Here is a 21438-nt window from a genome sequence, read left to right on the forward strand (position 1 = left end):
CGATTTACCAATCTCCATTTACCTTTAAATTCTACCGAACCATGCCTGAAGATTCCCGCTGAATGCCGCTCCTGGCTGTAACTTTTGTGTAATAGCATTTCCAATCAGTCAGTTACGTGCCGTGCTGTCTGTTCATATTGCGGAGTGACATCTGCCTATAGACTGATGGCATGGTGCTCGACCCCATCCAGACACGCCTCCTCGGCTGCCTTATAGAAAAAGAGATTGTCACCCCGGAGAACTATCCTCTCTCTCTGAACGCTCTGGTCAACGCCTGTAACCAGAAGTCGAGTCGCGACCCAGTGCTTGAGCTCACCGAGGATGAGGTGCGCCAGGCGCTGCACGCGCTCGAAGACGAGAACCTTGTCTCCACGCTGCACGACTCCCGCGTTCCCAAGTACGAGCACCGCATTCGCACCGTGCTCAACCTTCGTCGCGACGAGACCGCGGTTCTTTGCCTGCTGATGCTGCGCGGCCCTCAGACCCCCGGAGAGTTGCGCGGCCGGGCGGAGCGCATGTACGCCTTCGACGACATCGCCGCCGTGCAGGCGACGCTCGAGCGTCTCGCCTCGCGTGAGGCTGCGGCCGAGGCAAATGGCTCCGGCGCCAGCATTGCAACCGGCCCTCTCACGCTCCTTCTGCCGCGTCAGCCCGGATCGCGCGAGGCACGTTACGCGCACCTGCTCTCGGGCGCACCCGACCTCTCCACGGCAACGGGCTACGCGGCTCCCCCGTCAACAACATCCGTCGCCGGCGAACGCATGACCCATCTCGAATCCGAGGTCGCACGGCTCGTCGCGACGGTCGAAGCCCTCCAGGAACGCCTCGCCCGTCTTGAGCAAAGCTGAAGAAACTTCACCTGTGCAGTAAACGATTGTTGTGAAATGATCGAAGTCTCCTGACCGCACGTATGTCGAATCAGCACGCTATTTCGGTCGAAGCAACTCCAGACAGGCGAAGCCACGGGCGGCGCAGAGAAGATATTCGGAACGAGCAGCTCTTCCGCGTCGTGGCGCAGATACCCGACGGCGTCGTCTGCATCGACCGCGACTGGCGCATCACCTTTGCAAACGACGAAGGCCGCCGCATCTCGCGCATTGAGCCGCAGCATATCGAAAGCGGAGCCATCTGGGAGATGTTCCCGGCCATCCAGAACACTGAGCTGGAGCGCGTCTATCGCTCCGTGATGAAGACCGGAGAAGCGGCACATTTCGAACACTACAGCACGCGCTCCGACCTCTGGCTCGATATTCACGCCATCCCTCTGCGCGAAGGCATCGCTGTTCTCTACCGCGACATCACCGATCGCAAGGGCGCAGAGTTTCTTCGCGATTCGGCCTCGCGGCGGCTTATGCAGGTGCTTGAGGCCACGACAGACGCTGTCGTCAGCATCAACCGCGACAACGCCTTCACCTTTCTCAATCGCCGCGCCCGCGAGTTGCTCGCCGTCAAAGGCGACCTCCTCGGAAAGAACCTCTGGCAGGAGTTCCCCTTCGCGGAGAACAACGGCCAGTATCTCTATTACTTCAACCTCGCCATGCGCGATGGAACTCCCGGCGAGTTTGAAGACTTCTATCCCGACCCGCTGAACCTTTGGCTCGCCATTCAGATTCGCCCCTCCGACGAGGGTGTCGTCATCTTCTTTCGCGACATCACGGCCCGGCGCAGCTCTAGTCTCGCTCTTCAACAACAACGCGATCTCCTCTCCGTCGTGCAGCAGACGGCTCGCGTCGCTACCTGGGACGTCGATCTTGCGACCGGCGCAGTTACCTTCGGCGAGGGATCCTATCCGGTCTTTGGGCGTCCTCTGTCGGAACTTCCCGACCTGCACGCCTTCACCAGCTACGTGCTTCCGGAATATGTTCCGATCGTCGCCGAACTGATTCGCAAGACCAGCGCAACGGGCGAGATGATCGTCACCGACTTCCCTATCCGCGCGGAGGATGGCGCCGTAATATGGGTCGAGTGCCGCGGCCAGGCCCTCATCGTCGACGGCGTCGCCGTCAGGCTGCGCGGCCTCTCCATCGACATCACCAGCCGCAAGCAGAGTGAAGAAGCAACGGAGCGCCAGCGCGCCGAGCTGGAGACCATCTACCGCACCGCCCCCGTCGGGCTTGCCCTCTTCGATCCTGTCGAGTTCCGCTATCTCCGCGTCAACGACCGGCAGATCGAGACCATCGGCGCGCCCCGTGAAAAGATCCTCGGCCGGCGTATTGCCGAGATCGCGCCTCTACCCAGTATCGAAGATATCTTCCGGCAGGTGGCCGGCGGAAACTCCATTCGCAATCACATCTTTGAAGGCGAGCTGCCAACCCGCCCCGGCGACTATCGCTACTGGAACTGCAACTACTCCCCCGTCCACAACTCCGAGCACGAGGTCGTAGCGATCGCCGCGGCCGTGCAGGAGATCACGCACCAGAAAAAGTCTGAGCAGGCGCTCGTGCAGAGCGAGAAGCTCGCTGCCGTGGGGCGTCTCGCCAGCTCCATCTCGCACGAGATCAACAATCCTCTCGAAGCCATCACCAACCTGCTCTATCTCATCAGCGAATCGGACGACCTGCCTCCCGGCCTGATGGAGTACGTCAGGACTGCCCAGAGCGAGCTTTCGCGTGTCTGCGAGATCGCCACGCAGACGCTGCGCTTCCATCGCCAGGCGGTCAAAGCAACTTACGTCACAGCGCGCAACCTCGTTGAAGCCGTCCTGAATCTCTACCAGGGGAGGCTCGCAAACTCAGGCATCGCCGTCGAAACCTGCTTCTCCACCTCCACGCCGATTCTCTGTCACGAGAACGACATTCGCCAGGTACTGAACAACCTGATCGCCAACGCCATCGACGCCATGCGCCACGGAGGCCGCCTGCTGGTTCGCGCACACGACGCCACCGACCTTCTACATTCAGGCCTGCGCAAAGGTATCCGCATCACGGTTGCCGATACCGGCCATGGCATGTCTCCCGCCGTGCTCAGCCGCATCTTCGAACCCTTTTACACCACCAAGGAACTCAACGGCACAGGACTCGGCCTCTGGATCTCACACGGGATCGTCGAGCGCCATCACGGGCGGCTGACGTTGCGCAGCACGCAGCACCCTGTCCACCACGGCACCATCTTCTCTCTCTTCCTTCCTTGCCTCGACGGCGTGAGAGAAGGAGCTCTGCCGCAGGAATACTGATCTTTACAGCTCTGCCCAGCGCCGCAGCAGGTTGTGATACACGCCGGTCAACTGCACGCCGATCGGACTCCCCGGCAGTTCCACGGCCAGCTTCTGGATCGCCTGGTCCATGTCGAACAGCATCGTGCGATCGCCATCCGCGCGAATCATGCTCTGTATCCAGAAGAAGCTCGAGATGCGCGCGCCGCGCGTCACCGGCTCCACGCGATGCAGGCTCGTCGCCGGATACAGCACCATGTGCCCGGCCGGTAGCTTCACGCTGTGCTCGCCATAGCTGTCCTCGACGATCAGTTCGCCGCCGTCATACTCCTCGGGCGGCGTCAGAAATAGCGTCGCCGAAACGTCCGTGCGAATCCGCTGCGCAGTCGTCACGACCTGGCGTATCGCCGTGTCCACATGCGAACCGAAGTGCCCCCCGCCCGCATAGCGATTGAACATCGGCGGAAACACTCGCAGCGGAAGCGCCGCCGACATGAACACTGGCGAACGCGCCAGCCCCTTCAGCACCAGATCGCCAAGCTCAACGGCCAGCGGAGAGCCTTCCGGCAGCTGCTGGTTCGCCTTCACCTTCTGCGCCTGGTATCCAGCCGTCACCTTGCCGTCCACCCAGTCCGCCGCTTCCAGCTTCGCCCGGGCCTGCGCCGCATCGGCGGCGCTCAATACATTCGGAATCGTAATCAGCATGAAGACCTGCCCTGTGCTAACAGATTAGCCTGCACTATTAAATAGTCATCCTGAGCCTCTCGCAGCCTTACCGCGAAAGGCGTAGTCGAAGGACCTGCATTTTCCAAGCACCATTTTAGAAGTGCGCATTGAACCCGAACTGCGCATTGAACCCCTCGCCCGGAACCAGATGGTTCGGATGCGGCTGATCGATGTAGAACTTGTTCGTCAGGTTGACCAGGTTTGCCTGGAAATCCAGCCGGTCGCTGATCGGCCTGCGCAACATCGCGTTGAAGATCCAGTAGCCGTTCATCGCCTTGAACGCCAGCGGCGTCTGAAGAACCGGCGTCACATTCGCCTGAGGCACCGCAACCATCGCCGTCGAGCTTGCGCGGCGCGGGCCAACAAAGTTGCCGCCAAACCCACCCACAAACCTCCACGGCAGATTGTGCGTCACCCATACGTTGCCGGAGTTCCTCGGCACGTTCGCCAGCGGGAAGTTCTTCGGGTTGATAAAGTACGGATAGATGCCGAACACCGGATCGTTCGCCTTGAACAGCGACCCGAACGGAGATGCATTCAACACGCTGTTCACCACTCTTCCATCCAGATACGCATACCCAAGAATGAGATCGAAGTGCGAGGCCAGGTGTCCCAGCGCGCCAACCTGGAAGCCCTGCACGCGCTGATTGCCAACGTTCAAGACCTGCGTCGTATCCAGTGGGTTCGTCTCATACACATTCGACTTGTTCGTCCGGAAGTACGAGCCGCTGATATCCAGCTTGTCGTTCAACAGGTCCCACTTCGTGCCCACCTCGTAGGTCTCGTTCTCCTGCGGGTCCTGCAGCGCATTGTTGGCGCTCAGCGAGAGCGACTCCGCCGCCGGATTGAACGAGGTGCCATAGTCGAAGTACACGCTGCCGTTGCGTGCGGGCTTCACCACAATCGCGCCGCGGTACGTCGTCTTCTCAATCAACTGCGAGACGCGGCCCGCCGTGGCCGTTGGATCGACATCAGTGTTGAAGTAATCGAACCTCGCGCCGCCAGAGAGCTGCAGCCAATACGTCAGCTTCAGCGTATCCATGCCGGAGATGCCATACGCATTCGACGTCACATACGTGCGCGCATTGATCACCGTCGGCACCGGAAGAACGTCCTGCGCATTCGGGTTCAGTGCCGAGGCGTAGATGTTCGTCGCATAGGTCAGCGTTTGCGGGCGCGAGCGCTCGCGTCCGCCTTCCACCGTCACCACAAAGTTGTTGTCGATCTTCCCGAACTTTACGTTCCCGATCGCCTGCGTCTGCTCCCAAAGAATGTCTTCGGTCGCGTTGCGGGCGATGATCGCTCGCCGCACCTTCACCGCGCTCAGCGGCGTGTTCACGTTGTAGCAAGGCGTCGCCGCCGTGGGCGAGCAGGTCGCCACGCCCGCCCCGTTGACCACCGAGTACGTCGGCGTCGTATTAACCTGCGGCTCCACGATTCGCAGATTGCGCGGATAGTTGCCCCAACGCAGGGTCGACCGCACCAGCAGCCCGCCGGCAAAGTTGTGCTCGATCTTTCCGGTCACAACGTCGGGGCTTGTGCGCAGATAGCTCTCCGACGCATAGCCGTAGTACGTCCTGCGGTTCACCTTCGCCGCCTCCGTGCCGAAATAAGGCAGGCCGTAGTCGGGAACGCTGTCTTCGCTCTCGTGTAGATAAGAGATCGACCCGCGCGTCGCGCTGCGCAGCCCGAACGCAATCGACGGCGCAACACCGAAGCGTCGCGTCTGCGCGTAGTCCCTCTGTGCCACATTCGATTCGGACCCCACCAGGTTCATGCGCAACGCCGCCCCCGGGATGAAGTCGTTCAGCGGCTCATTCACATCCGCCGTCAAACGCCGCATGGCATTCGTTCCAAGCTGTAGGTTGCCGCGCACAAACTCGCGATCGACCGGGACCTTCGACTCCTGATTGATCACGCCGCCGGTCGACCCGCGGCCAAACTCCACGCTCGCCGGACCCTGCAGCACCTCGATCGCTTCGTAGTTGAACGCATCGCGGTAGTACGAACCGAAGTCGCGAATGCCGTCGATGAACATGTCGTTGCGCGCGGAGAAGCCGCGGATGGTCAGGTTGTCGCCCTGCGCTCCCGCCTCACCAGCGGCGATGCTTACGCCCGGAACATTGCGCAGGCCGTCGCGCAAGGTCGTCGCCGCCTGCTCCTGCATGATGAACTGCGGAACCACGTTCACCGTCTGCGGCGTATCCAGCAGCGGCTCGGTAAACTGCGCCAGCCCAATCGAGTTCGCCGAGGTCGTTACATCCACCGACTCCTGCGCAAGCAAACCGACCACCAGCGTCGTCGGGTCCTGGATCCTGAAGTCCAGGCCCGTTCCTTCAAGAAGCTGGCGCAGGCCCTCTTCTTCAGGAAACGACCCCTTCACTCCATTCGTCTGAAAACCTGCCAGCGTCGCCTGCGGCACGGTCAGCTTCACGCGGACGCCGGTCTGCTGCTCGAACGCCTTGATGGCCTGGTCCAGCCCGCCAGCGGGAATATCGAACTTCTTCACCGGAAGATTCGTCACCGGAGGGACTGCGGCGTTTGCCGTTCCCTCGCTGGGTGCGGTTGCGGCATGGGCCTTAGTCCCCGCTCCCATCACCGAATACGCCGCCAGCGTGCCCACCGCCAGCCAGCCGCGTGAGCATACCAGCCTGTGCCTCAGATTGTTGCGTCTCGCATCCTTCTTCATCGTCCGCCTCTCCAGCTCCCGAACACCCTCGCAACCCGAAAAAAGGCGTAGAAGGTCCTATCCACGCGCGCCATTTTTTTCAAAAGCTGCGCACGCGGCAAAAAGTCACACTGGTTTTCTGAAATGGAGAAGACTGATAGAGGTTCCGTTGAAGATGGTCAACGGCCTCCCTATAATCGCAATAAATCTCCAGTCGAAAGACTCGAGACCCCAGGTCTTCGCGGTCTCCGCCAAGAGATTAATCCGCGAGGGCCTGGCCCTTTCGCTCCACTCCAACCACTACCATCCCGAAGCGGCTCAAACTCCCGATTCAGGCCGTGAAATAACGATATTCCGAATATAAGACAAGATAGGTCGCATATCAATCAAAATATGCGACAAGTTTGGTCTTAATTAATTAATGAGCGATATTCGGCTGTTTTCATCGGAAATCGATCACATCGCCCGGCAAAATAGTGATCGCGCCATTTGAGAACTCCGTGATAAGGTTGAGCACCGAATCCCACTCATTTGAGCACGCATGCCGGCCGCTAAACTCTGCACCTCTGTCACTAAGCTTCTCTGCCTCGCTCTCTTCCTCGCCACAGCCTTTGCGCGCGGCGCCACCATCCGGGTCCCCGCCGACCAGCCGACGATCCAGGCCGGCATCAACGCCGCCTCAAACGGCGACACCGTCCTCGTCGCACCGGGCACCTACTACGAGAACATCGTCATCGACACGAAAGAAATCACGCTGACAAGCGAGCAGGGGGCCAGTAAGACCATCCTCGATGGGGGGACAAACGATACCGTACTCACGATCCGCAACACGCCCTCGATCGCGACAACGATCAATGGCTTTACCGTGCAAGGCGGAAAAAACACCAACCAGTTCATCGCCGGCGGCATTCACATTTTGCGCGGTGGCGCATCGATCGCCAACATGACCTTCGGCGCGAACTACGGTGGTCAGATTTATGTTGAGAGCGGCAGCGCGCTTATCTCGTCGAACACAATTACCAGTTCGCCGTTTCAAACGCCGCAGTGCATCAACGGTTGGGACGTCATCAAGATGTACGGCCTTTCGACTGTCGTCGACCCTGGGGGGAAGGCCGTCCCCACAAGAATCCTGAACAATCTGATTGAGGGGGATGGGATCTGTACAGGCCTCGCGATCCGCGGCAACGGAGGAGACCTTGAAGTCACCAATAACATCATCCGCAATAATATCTATGGGATCAGCACCTACCCCACCGGCCTGATCGTGCGGCAAAACCTGATTTACGGCAACAGAGATGGCGCATTGTTCATCGCCCATCCTATATCTGGTTCGAATAATCCTTCCAGTTACACCGACCCGCCCGACTTCTTCATCGTCAACAACACCATCGTCAATAATGCCCGGAACACCGGCGTATCTGGCGTCAATGGATCGATCTTTCTCGATAGCAGCAGAGCTAAAGTCGCGTTCATCAATAACCTGCTGATTGGAGGTTCTTCGTTCCCGGTCATTCACTGTCAACCGAGCAGCGACTACACCCCTGTCATCTTCGACCACAACGATCTCTATAACAACGCTGGACCGCTGGTTGATAGCGCCTGCCCCACAATATCCGGCATCAACGGAAACATCTCATTGCCCGCAGGGTTCGCCAACTCATCCGATCTTCATCTCGCCCCGGGCTCGCCTGCCATCGACGCTGGAAACAACAGCGCTCCGAACCTCCCCTCCACCGATCTCGACGGCAATCCACGCATTCAGGACAGCGCCGGCAATGGCTTTACGACAGTCGATATGGGGGCTTACGAGGCAACCGGCACACAAAACACAACGCCTTCCGCCCTGACTCTTACCTCCTCCGGCTACTATGTCAACCCGGGCACCGTCACTCTGACTGCGGCCTTTTCGCCGGCGAACTCTCCCGTGCGTCCGGTCTCCTTCTACCAGGATGGAAATTTTCTTTTTTCAGCGCCCCTCAGTCCTGCAACGCCTGTTTCCACAGATGTCACCCTCAATAAGCCCGGCGTCTACAGCTTCACGGCAAAGCTCGATGCGGCTGCGGGGTTCAGCCCAGCCACCAGCGTCGTCATCTACGTCTATGTCGCTTCGCCGAATGGTCAGCTCGCTCCCACCTCGACCACCCTCGCTGCTTCTGCAAATCCCGTCCCCGTTGGCCAGGGACTCAGACTTATTTCGATGGTGACCTCATCGGCATCGGGAACACCTCCCACCGGGACCGTTACGTTTTACGACGGCAACACGCCGCTTGGTACCATGCCACTCGATACCACGGGCCATGCCGTTTATCCCACATCGGCTCTCAGCGCGGGTGTTCACACTCTGCATTCCGTATACAACGGCGACACGCTCTATGCGCAGAGCACCTCGCCCAATATCTCCGTGACCGTCCAGCTTGTACCCAGCACAACTACGCTGACGATCACCCCCAACCCCTCCGTCGCCGGACAGCCTCTCGCCGCCACCGTCCAGGTCGCACCGATCGCAAGCAGCCCATATTCGTCGCAGCTTTGTCTTTGCACAGTGACAGTCACCATCGCCGGCGTTCCGGCCAACGTCGCCTCCACGTACACTCAGCCTTTGCAGAACGGCTCCGCAACCTTCAACTTCGGCCTTGGCTTTGGCGCTGGAACGTACACTCTCTCTGCCGCATTCAACGGAAGCGCTACCTTCGCGTCGAGCAACTCAGCGCCCGTTCAACAGGTCGTTGCCATAGCACCCACCACCATCGGCCTCACGGCCTCTCCCAATCCCGTCGTTCAGCGTCAGACCGTCAACTTCACCGCAGTAATCACCGCGCCACTCTCAGCCGTCATCCCTCCTGGAGTCATCACCTTCTTCGACGGAGCAACATCCATCGGCAGCGCGCCCTATGGCAGCGCCGGGCCCATCCCTGTCAATCAGATCAGCAACACGGCTACAGTCACCATCGGCACCGACACGCTCAGCGCTGGGACACACACCATTACGGCCAGCTACCCTGGAACCTCCAGCTTCCTCCCCTCCGTCTCAGCCCCGGTCACCGTCACGGTCACCCCGATGGACTTTGCCATTGCTGTCTCCAACACAGCCATGACCATCCAGACCGAGCATCACCTCACCACGAACGTCACGCTCACCAGCATCGGCGCCTTCGCCGACAAGCTGACTCTCGGCTGCGCCAATCTCCCCCCGCACGCCTCCTGCACCTTCGACACAAATAGCGTGCAGCTTCTCCCCAACGGCACGGCCACCGCGAAGCTCACGGTCGACACCGACGACGTCCTCGGCTTCCGCGCAGCTCTATCGCAGCCACAGCGCCCAGGCCCACGCACCTCCGGCCCCATCGCCTTTGCTCTTCTCCTGCCCGTAGGATTCCTCGGTCTCGCTGCTCTTTCGAGAAGACGCCAGACGCTTCCGCGTCTTCTGCTGCTGATCGTAGCCACCTTCGCGGCAACACTCTCCATCACAGGCTGCGACGGACTCTACCCCGCCTCTACAGCTCCCGGCGTCTATACCATCCAGGTCACTGCCAGCGGAGCCGCGTCCGGACTCAGCCACTCCGCGCCAATCACCGTCACCGTAACGAAGTAAACATCGCACTCACAAAACACAGCGGCGGAGAGCTATCGCTCTCCGCCGCTTCATCAAGGGTGCAGGTTTCGCTAGAAGTTGATCTTCAGCGCAAACTGGCCAAAGCGCCTCTCGTCGTTCGCGCCGTTGTTGTTGCCGATTCCTCCCTTGGATGCCGTGATCGGCAAAGGAATGCCAGGGTTGTTGGCGGCGTCGTTCAGGCTCTGCTGAATAAAGAGATTGTGGTGGTTGAGCAGATCGAAGCCTTCTGCGCGGAACTCGACATTGATCTGCTCGTGGATGGGGAAGGTCTTGCTAACCGATGCGTCGAAGGTCCACGCGCCGGGCCCGCGGAAGCTGTTGCGAGCGACCATGGTCGAAGGGAACGGCCCCCAGTCGGAGACGCCTAAAAGGGCAGGATTGCCGAAGGAGTTGGCGACCGGAAGGTTGCCGATAACGTAGCTGTTCGGTGCGCTGGGATTCACGCCGCTGGGAATTGATTTGAAGGTGTGTTGCGGGACCACGCCGGAGGCTGGCGTATAACGCGCGACCTGATATCCGCTGTTATTGTTTGTGCTGTCGAAGTAGGAGAAGGGAGTTCCTGTGCGGACCGTATAAATGCCTGTAACCTGCCAGCCGCCGAGTGCCTGTGCCATCCAACTGTGACCGCCGGAAAAGAAGGGTGTCCGGTAGATGGGAGCGATGACCAGGCGGTGGCGGATGTCGAGGTCGCCGTTGCCGCGATCGAAACCGGGGTTGAATGGCTGGAGATATCCGAGGCTGAACGAGTTGTTGTTCTCGGAGAATGTCGTGCTTAGGTCGTCCAACTGGTGCGCCAGCGTGTAGTTCGCAATCAGGCTGAGCCCGGTGTTGTGGAAGTTCGTGCTTTGGAACTGGAGGTTCATCGCCTCGTAGTATGAGTCGCCACTGGAGCCCCGGTTATTGATGTTGGAGTATTGGCTCGTGAGTCTCGTGAGCGCCGACTTTCCGCTGACCGGGTCCTTCACCGGATCGCCAAGAAGCACGTTGCCCGAGCCGAGAGCATTGATGTTCTTGATGTCGTACAGGTGAAGCCCGCGCGCGCCGGCATACTGCAGCGACACCACGGTATTGCGCGCCAGTTGCTGCTCCAGCGCGGCACTCCAGAACTGCGTCTGCGCCGTGCGGATGTTCTGGTCCACATGCCGCAGGCTGGTGGGCGGCAACGGAACGTTGCCCGAACTGCCTGCCAACGGGCCAGCATTCGAGTTGGTGATCTTTACATTGTTGACGACGACGACCGCGTAGTTTGGCGGGTTCTGAATCACATTGAACGTAACGTTGCCGAAGTTGCGTTCGTAGCTGATGCCATAGCCGCCGCGAATCGCTGTCTTGCCTGTCCCAAAGATGTCGTATGCAAAACCGACACGCGGGGAAACCGTGCCATATTGCGGGTTCCACAGCCTGCCGATCGGACTGTTTGGAGTGGTATAGACCTGGCCGCTGCGAATGCTCTGGAAGAGGTTCGAGCCTGGGCCATAGTAGAAGTTCGAGTCCAGGCCCTGCTTGTTGTTGTGTTGCACGCCGTAGTACTCGTAGCGCACGCCGTAGTTCACGGTGAAGCGCGGCGTCAGCTTGAACGAATCCTGCGCATAGACGGCCCAATCGTGAAAGCGATTGCTGCGGGCAAAGACAGGCTGCGTCGCCGGCAGATTGATGGAGCAGGCTGGAGTCTGCGTCAGCACGCCCGTATACGGGTTACGCACGCAGGGCAGCGCACCGTTGGGACTGACCGCGGCTTGAAACTGGAACAGGTCGCCGGTGAGCAGATTCTGCAGTCCGTTTTTTACATTGGTGCCGGCCAGCTCATTTGCCTGCGCGTACGCTCCATAGGAGTTGTTGGCCTGCAGGTAGAGTATCTGCGCACCGAACTGCATGGAATGTCTCCCCTTCTGGACGTTCAGATCCTGATTGATCTGAATGGTGTTTTGCGGTCCGCCAAAAGGAAGACCGCCGGTGCCTGGGTTGAAGTCGTAGAAGCCCGGCAGTTGGAAGAAGGTGGAGGTTCCCGGCAACTGTGCATTCGCAATATTGGAAATAAACAGCGTCGGAGTGTTCTGCAACGTCGTGTCGTAGGTAATGGGAGCGTTGAATCTGCTGAAGCTGAGCTTCGTACTTGAGGCCATCGAAGGGCTGAAGATGTGCGATGCGCTCAAAAGATAGGCCCTGGCTCTAGACGCTGCGCCGATGTTGTATTGAGAGTAAGGAGACGCGAACCCTGCGCCGGTCAAATCCGTCTCTTCATAGTCGGCATAGCGGAAGAACAATCGGGTGTTTTCGCCCAGGTTATAGTCCGCCCGCCCGACGATGTTGTAGGTGTTCTGCGGGACGCTTCCGCCGGTGTTGACGGGAGCGGTATACGCCACAGTACCGAAGGCCGGAGTGCTGCCCGGTATCCCCGTAATCCCAATGTCGCTGGCGGTATAGGTCTTGATGAAGTTGAAGTTTTTGCCGCCGTAGGCGCTAAAGAAGGCTTGCGTGTTTGCGGCGGAGAGTGCGAGGAACTGCGGCGTGGGAACTGCCGCCAAAGAAATTGCAGAGCTGCGAACGCGCGTCCACTCCGAGCTGCCGAAGAAGAACAGCTTGTCTTTCATAACCGGACCGCCGACCGCAAAGCCGAACTGGTTGCGCGTGTAGGACCCCCTGGGCTGGCCTGCCTGCGCGTTCAACACCGTATTCGACGTATAGGCGGAGAGACGATTGAACTCCCATACATTGCCATGGAATGCGTTGCTTCCGCTCTTGGTTGTCACGTTGACGATGCCGCCGGATGCACGGCCGTACTGGGGTTCGAAGTTGCTGGTCTGGACGCGGAACTCCTGCGTTGCATCGATCGGCACATAGACGCCGATGCCGTCGGTGAAGACGCTGATGTTTTCGACGCCGTCCAGAAGAATTTCCGTACCACTGGAGCGCTGTCCATTGATATTGAATCCGACGCCCCGGTTGGCGGCGTTCTGCTGGTTTCCACTCGTGCCACCGGAGACGCCCCTCGAATCGCCGCTGTTGGTGCTGTCACCTGCGGAGACGTTGCCCGAGATCGCCACAAAGTCGTAGGCATTGCGCGTCAGACTCGGCATCTGCGACACCTGGGTGGAGTTGATGATCTGCGACAACTCCTGCGACTGTGTGTTCGTCTGCGCGCCACCCAGCTCAGCGGAGACCTCGACGGTCGCCTCGCTCGAGCCTACGGTGAGCTGCGTGTCCATCGACACCTTCGAGGCCACCGTCACCTCAACGCGCGCCGTGCGTGTCTGAAAGCCCGCAGCCTTCATCGTGACCTCATACGTCGCCGGTTGCAGCCCCGTCACAACGAAGCCCCCGGAATTGCCCGAGGTCACCGAGCGAACGGCGTTTGTCCCTACGTTTCTGACAGAAATCGTGGCATTGGGAACCACCGCGCCGGTGGGATCTGTGATGGTTCCCGCAATCTGACCAGTCTCCTGCGCGCTCATCCGGGGTACGCATAGGAACAGCACCAGAAGAACTGCGGTTAGAAAAAGCGCCAACCTGCTCCAACAACTCTCGCCAAACCTGATCCCGTAAGTAAGCATTCGCTAGCTCCTGTGGCCGCCAACACTAGCAAAATCGGGCAACTGCACTATCAGGAAAAGGGCGTTGCCCTTTGCACTGATTGGCGGTTCAGCTGTTACCTTAAGCATTTCATTCACCAAATCGCGTAACTTGTCACAAACCGGCAAATCATCTTTGCTACGAAATGCTTACAAGACACGGCCTATCGAGCAAATCTTTTAGGGGAATGTAGTTTTTTATCGGACATAATAGATCGAATCCTAAAAAGCGTATAAATGCAGTAAAACCTTCGTAAACACTGAACAATCTACACATTTCTCAACAACGGTATCTCATTGATGCGGTACGGTATTGTCCACTGGAAACTCTGTATACCCTGAACACAGTATTTTCTATTTTTGTTCACCTGAAATATCTTTCGCATTTTTCACTTACCTCAATTGAACAGTCGTTCAACTCATTGATTCAACAAGAACTCTCCTGGCTCCTCGCAGCCTTCACGCGACTAACGGTCCAGCTCAACGGCCCGGACTCACGGCGAACACCCCGGCGGCAGGGTTCCGCACAGGCGATGGTGCGCGAAACCCTCTATAATGGAGGGTAGAAACCCATGGCAGACGATCAGAATCCCCAGCTCCCGCTCGGTCCCAACGCAGATAACCCAAATGGCTCGGACAACACGGTTAAGGGCCCCGGCGCGGCGTTCCTGCTTCCAATTAACATTGAAGACGAGATGCGCCGGTCGTATCTCGACTACTCGATGTCCGTCATCATCGGCCGCGCCCTGCCCGACGTCCGCGACGGCCTCAAGCCTGTGCATCGCCGCATCCTCTACGGAATGCAGGAGATGGGCCTCCAGTACAACAAGAAGTACACCAAGTCGGCCAAGGTCGTCGGTCACGTCATGGGCAACTATCACCCCCACGGCGACTCAGCCATTTACGACACCATGGTCCGCCTCGCGCAGGACTTCTCCCAGCGTTATCCCATGGTCGATGGCCAAGGCAACTTCGGCTCCGTCGACGGCGATCCCCCAGCCGCCATGCGTTACACCGAGTCCCGCCTCACCCGCGTCGCCGGTGAGATGCTCAGCGACATCGACTCCGACACCGTCGACTTCTCCCCCAACTACGACGAATCCACGCTCGAACCCACTGTCCTCCCCGCGCGCATTCCCAACCTCATCGTCAACGGCGGCACCGGAATCGCCGTCGGCATGGCGACCAACATTCCGCCGCACAACCTCACCGAGGTCGTCAACGCCTGCATCGCTCTCCTTAATAAGGAGAAGACCGACAACCGCCCCGACATCACCATCGCCCTTGAGCATGTCAAAGGGCCTGACTTCCCCACCGGAGGCTTCCTTTACGGACGCGCCGGCATCGCGCAGACCTACAACACCGGCCGCGGACGCTTCATCATGCGCGCCAAGGTCGGCACCGAGAACATCACCGGCGGACGCCAGGCGATCATCGTCACCGAGATCCCCTACCAGGTCAACAAGTCGAACCTGATCAAGCGCATCGCCGAGCTGGCCAACGAAAAGGTCATCGACGACATCTCCGACGTGCGCGACGAGTCCGACCGCGACGGCATGCGCATCGTCATCGAACTCAAGCGCGGCGCCGAGCAGCAGATCGTCCTCAACCAGCTCTTCAAGCACACCCCCATGCAGGAGAGCTTCTCCATGATCTTCCTCGCCGTTCACAACGGCCAGCCGAAGGTCCTCCCGCTCGACCACGCCATTCGCGCCTTCCTCGAGCACCGCATTGAAGTCGTCCGCCGCCGCACCGCCTTCCTCCTCGGCAAGGCCCGCGACCGCGAGCACATTCTGCTCGGCTACCAGATCGCGCTCGACCACCTCGACAACGTCATTAAGATCATCCGCCAATCGTCGAGCCGCGCCGATGCCCGCGAGAACCTCTTCAGCTACTTCTCAAACAAGCGCATCAACCTGCGCGGAACGGAACTGGCGGGAGTCAAGCTCGACCCTGCGAAGTATGCGATCGACATGACGTTCTCCCAGACCGGCACCCTCATCCTCAGCTACCGCCAGGTCGACGCCATCCTCGAGCTGCAGCTCTACCGCCTCACCCAGCTCTCCATCGATGAGCTGCTCAAAGAACTCAAGGACGTGCGTGACAACATCGCCGAGTTCGAGTCCATCCTCGCCTCTGAGAAGAAGCTCCGCCGCGTCATCGTCAAAGAGCTCGAAGAAGTCCGCGACAAGTACGGCGATGAGCGCCGCACCGAGATCGTCGACGAGACCACCGAGATCCAGCTCGAAGACCTCATCGCCGACGAGCAGGTCGCCGTCACCATCTCCAACACCGGCTACCTCAAGCGCACGCCCATCTCCACCTACCGCCAGCAGCGCCGCGGCGGAACCGGCCGCCTGGGCATGAAGACCCGCGAAGAGGACTTCGTCGCCCAACTCATCGTCGACTCCACGCACGCCTACCTGCTCTGCTTCACCAACACCGGCCGCGTCTTCTGGCTCAAGATCTACGAGATCCCCGACGTCGGCGCCGCCGGCAAGGGCAAGGCGATGGCCTCTCTCATCGCGCTCCAGCCCGGCGAAAAGGTCGTCACCATCCTCGGCATCCGCGACCTCACCGAAGAGGGCAAGTACATCTTCTTTGCCACCCGCAACGGCACCGTCAAGAAGACCCCGCTGCCCGACTTCTCCAACGTCATGGCGCGCGGCATCATCGCCATCTCCATCGACAAGGACGACGAACTCATCGCTGCCCGCACCACCACCGGCGACGACGTCATCTTCCTCGCCACCCACGAGGGCCAGGCCATCCGCTTCTCCGAAGTCTACGACGCCGAAAAGGGTCTCACCGGAGGCCTCCGCCCCATGGGACGCAACGCCGCCGGAAACAAGGGAATCACCCTCAAGAAGAACGACTACGTCATCGGCGTCGCCGTCACCCCGTCAGCTGAGTACCGCGCCAAGCGCCAGAAGGAGCTCCAAAAGGAAGGCAAGGACATCACCCCATGCCTCATCCTCTCCGTCTCCGAGAACGGCTTCGGCAAACGCACCGACGTCGAGGAATACCGCCTCCAGTCCCGCGCCGGCTCCGGCGTCATCAACATGAAGACCACACCCAAGATCGGCAAGGTCTCCAGCATCAACCTCGTCGACGAGACCAGCGAGCTGATGGTCATCTCCCAGTTCGGCAAGATCATCCGCATCGACACAAAATCCATCCGAGCCGCCGGACGCTCCACCCAGGGAGTCAAACTCCTCGACCTCGACACCGACGACAAGGTAGCCGCCGCCGTAGTCATCCCACCCGACGAATCGAAATCAGAACCGGAGACGGGAACACTGCTGCAATAAGTCGCTATCGAGCATCGGGTGCCCCATCTTCGACGCCGAAGGCGGCTAAGGTGGGCAATTTTGCGGCAGCGAAAATCCAATACTCTAAAATTTACTCGTGCCCGCAACGCTAGAAATCCGCGAAATCCCTGAAGGACTGGTCCTTAGTGTCGGCAAGTCGCGAGGTATCGCTAAACCAATCGTCGGCCTTGTCTTCGGCTTTGGATTCGTCTTTTACTTTCTGCGCAACACAAAGGACTCAATGGTTGTTGCGGCATTCGTTGGCTCGTTCTTCATCTATGCCATCGCTATAGGCGTGATCGACGAACTCCGTGGCACCTCTGTCACATTGAACGTCACAAATCTCGACTTGGTCAGCACTGGTCATGCACCGGATGGCTACAAGCCCTCCTCAATCCCAAGGGCTTCGATCTATCATCTAGGGTTCCGTGAACCGCAGAACGGTGGCGAAGGAAGCCCCGAGCCGAGTGGCCTCTACGTCGTTGATCCATCTAGGCGTGCGGCCCCTACATCAAATCCCTCACTCCAGTTCGCCAATTCGCTCAATTGGTTCCCACCACACCCTTCTCCAAATCAGCATTCACCTTCGCGCCTGTCCCTGAGACGTTCATCGTCCGCGTCCAGCTCTGGTAACCCTTCTTCTTCACCGTGATCGCATGGGAGCCCGGAGTGACCTCCACTTTCGAAGGCGTGCTGCCCACAAAGTTACCGTCCACTTCGATATCAGCGCCCACCACATTCGACTCCACAGACACGCTCGCCATGGCATTTGCAGGCGCAGCAGCAGGTCCAACTGGCGGCGCACCAAACTTCGCCATATCCAGCTTCATGTCGCCCTGCACAAAGGCCGTCACCTCAGTGCCCTTAGGAATCGTAATGTCCTTACCCTTCATGAAGAGGAAGAGCGGAGCCGCAGGAAAGAAGACAATTGCTGTTGCCACCATCGCTCCAGTCATCGCACCAACGTGGCCGCCACCGTTGCTGTCCTTCACCGCGCGAAGCTGCGCCTTCTCGCCATCGGCCAGGCGCACGCTGTCGATGTTCACATTCAACTTGCCGCCGCGTCCCATCCTCCGCTTCGACTGGGCTTCAGTCACCGTCGCCAGAGCGGGCGCACCCTTGGGGATCACCGTGATGCCCTGCACGACAACATCTTCCGTCACCTCGAACGGAACCTGCTGACCAGTCGTCGCATCAGCAGATGAGATCGTCTCTGCCAGACGCAGCTTGATCGCCGTTCCATCCATCAATGTGTTCGGAATCGGTGGGCGCTGCGGCTCAGAAGCAGGTGCTGCTGCTTGCGCTGGAATAGCCGGAGCCGGTGTTTGTTGAGCGGGGAGAGACTCAGAGAAGGCGAGAAGACAAACCAACGTGCAGGCAGTAAACGGACGAATGATCACGGCAGTCCTTCAAAGCTGGATTAGGGGAGTGGTCAGAAGCTTAGTCGCGGAACCAAGATGCAGCAATAACTATTTCGTGGGACAGGATTTACCCAGGACGGGTGGTTCGCAACTGGTGCATGTGAAGAATCGGTTTCTAGTGGACAAAACATCTCCGTTACCTCGATTCCAATTATTCCGGTTCCAGTATCAAGGCGCAGGTCAGGGCTCTCTTCGGTGATGTTGATCTGGCCCGATGGGATGAGTCGGCAAACTCGACGAGCTTTGTGAAAGTAGCGAAGTTCGGTTTCTTTCTTTTCTTGCGGTGTTGGCATGATTCGACAATAGCCCGTCTACGGGCGAGTTATCCACGTAGGCGGGTGGGATGCTTCCGCATCCGCTTGATGGCCTTCTGTTGTTCCGGTACAAAATCCGATGTAAACGATTAATTTTTACAAGGCGTTATCCGACTCTTCTGTAGGGGATGATGTCTTGGTGGGCCCGGAGGGATTTGAACCCCCAACCAAGGGATTATGAGTTTGGTCGGAAGGCGCAATTTCGATGGCCGCTAACAAATTGAAAACAAAAGGTAATCCGCACAAAACGCCCGCACGGGAGAGAAACGCATCATCGTTGATTTCGTTGGGTTTTGCAGGGGTGCATTGAGCTTGTATGTCACAATTTGCGCCACAATTTTCTCTTGTTCTGGACCAAGTAATTTAACGACCATTGGCCAGAACTGAACGAAAAGAAGGTTCAGTTATTTCTTTGGAGATATAACGCGGCAAGGACGGTCAGCCCGGAGGACGATTGTCGTAATTTGAGAATGGTTAGCAGAGCATTGCACAGGCATAAAGCTGCTCGGCAGCCTAACTTAGCTCTAAAGACGCGCGTCATTCGCAAAGATTTTCCTTGACGTAATTCCCGATCAGCCTTACTTTGCGAGGGCATTCAAAAATAGAGTTCGACCGATGCTGAAGTTCTTTCCCCAGGTCCCTGTTCGCTGAAAGGGACGAATGATGTTTATCCAACTTCGTAGTACAAGCGGCCTCAGCCTTGGGGTTCGTAAGGGTGCTCTAATAGGGCTTTCCAGTATCGCCCTAACCGCCACGGCAATTGCTCAATCCCCGGCCCCATCTTCAAGCCCGATCCTTTCCCAAGCCATTCAAGCCTTCTCCGCTGGTAAGCCGGTTACCTCTGTCATGATGACAGGAACAGCGACTTGGACGGCTGGCTCTACGAAGAGCAGCGGCCCTGCAAAGCTCACGGCAAATGTTACTGGGGAGAACGTCGCTGAGTTCGATCTCAGTAACGGAGCGCGGATTGAAAAGCAGTCTGCTCTTGCCGAGAATCGAACCTGCACATGGTCGGGCAAGGATGGAGTGGAACACGATGTTTCACCCACCAATTGCTGGTTCGCTACAGTATGGTTCCTACCTCATTTGGCTATACAGAGCACCGGGTTGCCCACATCGCTTAACCTTCAGTCGGTAGGAGTCATTGCGGAAAAGACGATCAGCTCTCCCCATATTCAATACCAGACAGTGCTTGTTCCACAGAGAACCACAAAGGTCAATTCGGTGCTGCTGACGCAGATACAAACCTGGAGCAAAACTGATCTTGCTCTCGGATTATCAATGCTTCCGAGCAGTCTGAAGTACAACCTACATCCCGATGGCAATGTGATCGTCAGCTTGCCTGTCGAGGTTCGCTACAGCAACTACAAGCCTGTCTCAGGCGTGCAGCTTCCCATGCACATAGAACGTTATGTGAACGGAAACCTGCAAGTCAGCATCGATATTGATTCCGCCACAGTCAATTAGGTTTTCTCCGCTTGATCCGAGGAATATGTATGCTACGTCTTCGTGCTTTGGTCATCCTTACAACTCTCTTCGGCGTCGCCGCCATTCACAGCGCAACTGCTCAGACTCCTGCAACGGGACTCTATAGTTTTGGTTCTTTCGACAATCGTGGATTTGACTCTATTAACATTGGCAATCTCAACATCCACTTTGAGATTCCACTGGTAAGTAAGCCTGGACGAGGGGTGAACTTCGACTATCGCATGGTTTACGACAGCCTGCACTGGACACCTTCTCTGGTTTCCGGCACCCAAACATGGGCTCCTGGGGATGGATTCGGGTTCAGAGGACAACTCAGTGGGAGCCTCTATGTTGGTTACGTCACTTTTGGGACTTTTGTTGGACCAACCTGCTACGACGGATCGAACTATATTCGCAGCACTAAATTTGCGAACTGGGTGTACCACGACCCCTATGGCAGGAATCATAAATTCAATTTGACACATACTTTTTGTGGAGTAAATGACGATGGCGTATTCACGGGCGATGGCTCTACCAACAATGGTTCAGGTTATTTCCTTGGTCCAGATGCGGCAAATGGAAACCTAGATGGTTATGTTCATGGTCGTAACGGATTTCTTCTTGATGCACCCGTAAATCCAACCACCCAGACCCCGAGTAGTGTCACTGATACCAATGGCAACACGATCAATAACAACGGCAGTGGAGTCTTTACCGACACGCTTGGCACAACTGCGCTAACGATTGGTGGCAGTGGCAGCGCGAGCAGCCCGCGCACATTTACCTCCAACGTTGCGCTGCAATCGGATTCGAGCACGACTGCAACGGCCTCCATGTCGTATGCGACATACACCGTTCAAACCAATTTCGGGTGTTCAGGCATCTCCGAGTATGGGCCGATGTCAGTTGATCTTGTTGACCGCATCACTCTCGCTGACGGCACCTTCTACCAGTTCAGTTATGAAAGCACATCTGGTGTAAGCGGAGCCGTAACCGGGAGACTGGCGTCGGTCACTCTGCCAACGGGCGGAACCATCAACTATTCCTATTCAGGCGGCTGCAACGGCAACGGCCTGAATGCCGATGGCACCACGGGATCACTCAGCCGTGTCACAACGGACGGCACACGAACCTATGGACGATCACCCAGCACCAATGGTTCAACGACCACCTTGCAGGATGAGGCGCTGAATCAGAC

Annotated in this window: 10 protein-coding genes; 6 read left to right on the plus strand and 4 right to left on the minus strand. The window is 58.3% G+C overall.

What is annotated here, in order from left to right; genetic code table 11:
- The first annotated feature begins 170 nt into the window (after positions 1-170).
- Together JSS95_15900 and JSS95_15905 are read left to right on the plus strand one after the other, a co-directional pair.
- Positions 171-848, plus strand: a complete 678-nt coding sequence (locus JSS95_15900; GenBank protein ID MBS1801295.1) for a DUF480 domain-containing protein — start codon at positions 171-173, stop codon at positions 846-848.
- Between the two features lie 62 nt (positions 849-910).
- Complete coding sequence (locus tag JSS95_15905; GenBank protein MBS1801296.1) at positions 911-3172, plus strand: PAS domain-containing protein; 2262 nt, start codon at positions 911-913, stop codon at positions 3170-3172.
- A 3-nt stretch (positions 3173-3175) separates the two neighbouring features.
- Here JSS95_15905 and JSS95_15910 read toward each other — a convergent pair whose 3' ends face one another.
- Both JSS95_15910 and JSS95_15915 read right to left on the minus strand, forming a co-directional pair.
- Entirely contained in the window at positions 3176-3856 is a 681-nt protein-coding gene (locus tag JSS95_15910; protein MBS1801297.1) for a Fe2+-dependent dioxygenase, read from the minus strand.
- A 115-nt stretch (positions 3857-3971) separates the two neighbouring features.
- Positions 3972-6566, minus strand: a complete 2595-nt coding sequence (locus tag JSS95_15915) for a TonB-dependent receptor (protein MBS1801298.1) — start codon at positions 6564-6566, stop codon at positions 3972-3974.
- Positions 6567-7086: 520 nt separating this feature from the next.
- Between JSS95_15915 and JSS95_15920 the strand changes: the two genes are divergently transcribed.
- Positions 7087-10137, plus strand: coding sequence for an Ig-like domain repeat protein (locus JSS95_15920; GenBank protein MBS1801299.1), 3051 nt, complete (start codon positions 7087-7089; stop codon positions 10135-10137).
- Positions 10138-10208: 71 nt separating this feature from the next.
- Here the strand turns inward: JSS95_15920 and JSS95_15925 are convergent, their stop codons facing one another.
- Positions 10209-13664 (minus strand): TonB-dependent receptor, encoded by a 3456-nt coding sequence (locus JSS95_15925; protein MBS1801300.1) that lies wholly within the window; start codon positions 13662-13664, stop codon positions 10209-10211.
- A 635-nt stretch (positions 13665-14299) separates the two neighbouring features.
- On the opposite strand from JSS95_15925, the gene gyrA reads away from it, so the two are divergent.
- Positions 14300-17038 carry a DNA gyrase subunit A gene (gene gyrA / locus JSS95_15930; GenBank protein MBS1801301.1) on the plus strand — a complete coding sequence of 913 codons (2739 nt, stop codon included), beginning with the start codon at positions 14300-14302 and terminating at the stop codon, positions 17036-17038.
- Positions 17039-17580: 542 nt separating this feature from the next.
- On the opposite strand, the gene JSS95_15935 is transcribed toward gyrA, so the two are convergent.
- Entirely contained in the window at positions 17581-18285 is a 705-nt protein-coding gene (locus JSS95_15935) for a PEGA domain-containing protein (GenBank protein MBS1801302.1), read from the minus strand.
- 1151 nt (positions 18286-19436) lie between these two features.
- Between JSS95_15935 and JSS95_15940 the strand changes: the two genes are divergently transcribed.
- Positions 19437-20240: a hypothetical protein gene (locus JSS95_15940; protein ID MBS1801303.1), complete on the plus strand. Its 804-nt coding sequence runs from the start codon at positions 19437-19439 to the stop codon at positions 20238-20240.
- A gap of 29 nt (positions 20241-20269) precedes the next feature.
- Positions 20270-21438: hypothetical protein (locus JSS95_15945; protein ID MBS1801304.1), on the plus strand; the 1169-nt coding region annotated here is incomplete at its 3' end.

The sequence above is a fragment of the Acidobacteriota bacterium genome (assembly GCA_018268895.1).
Lineage (GTDB): Bacteria > Acidobacteriota > Terriglobia > Terriglobales > Acidobacteriaceae > Edaphobacter.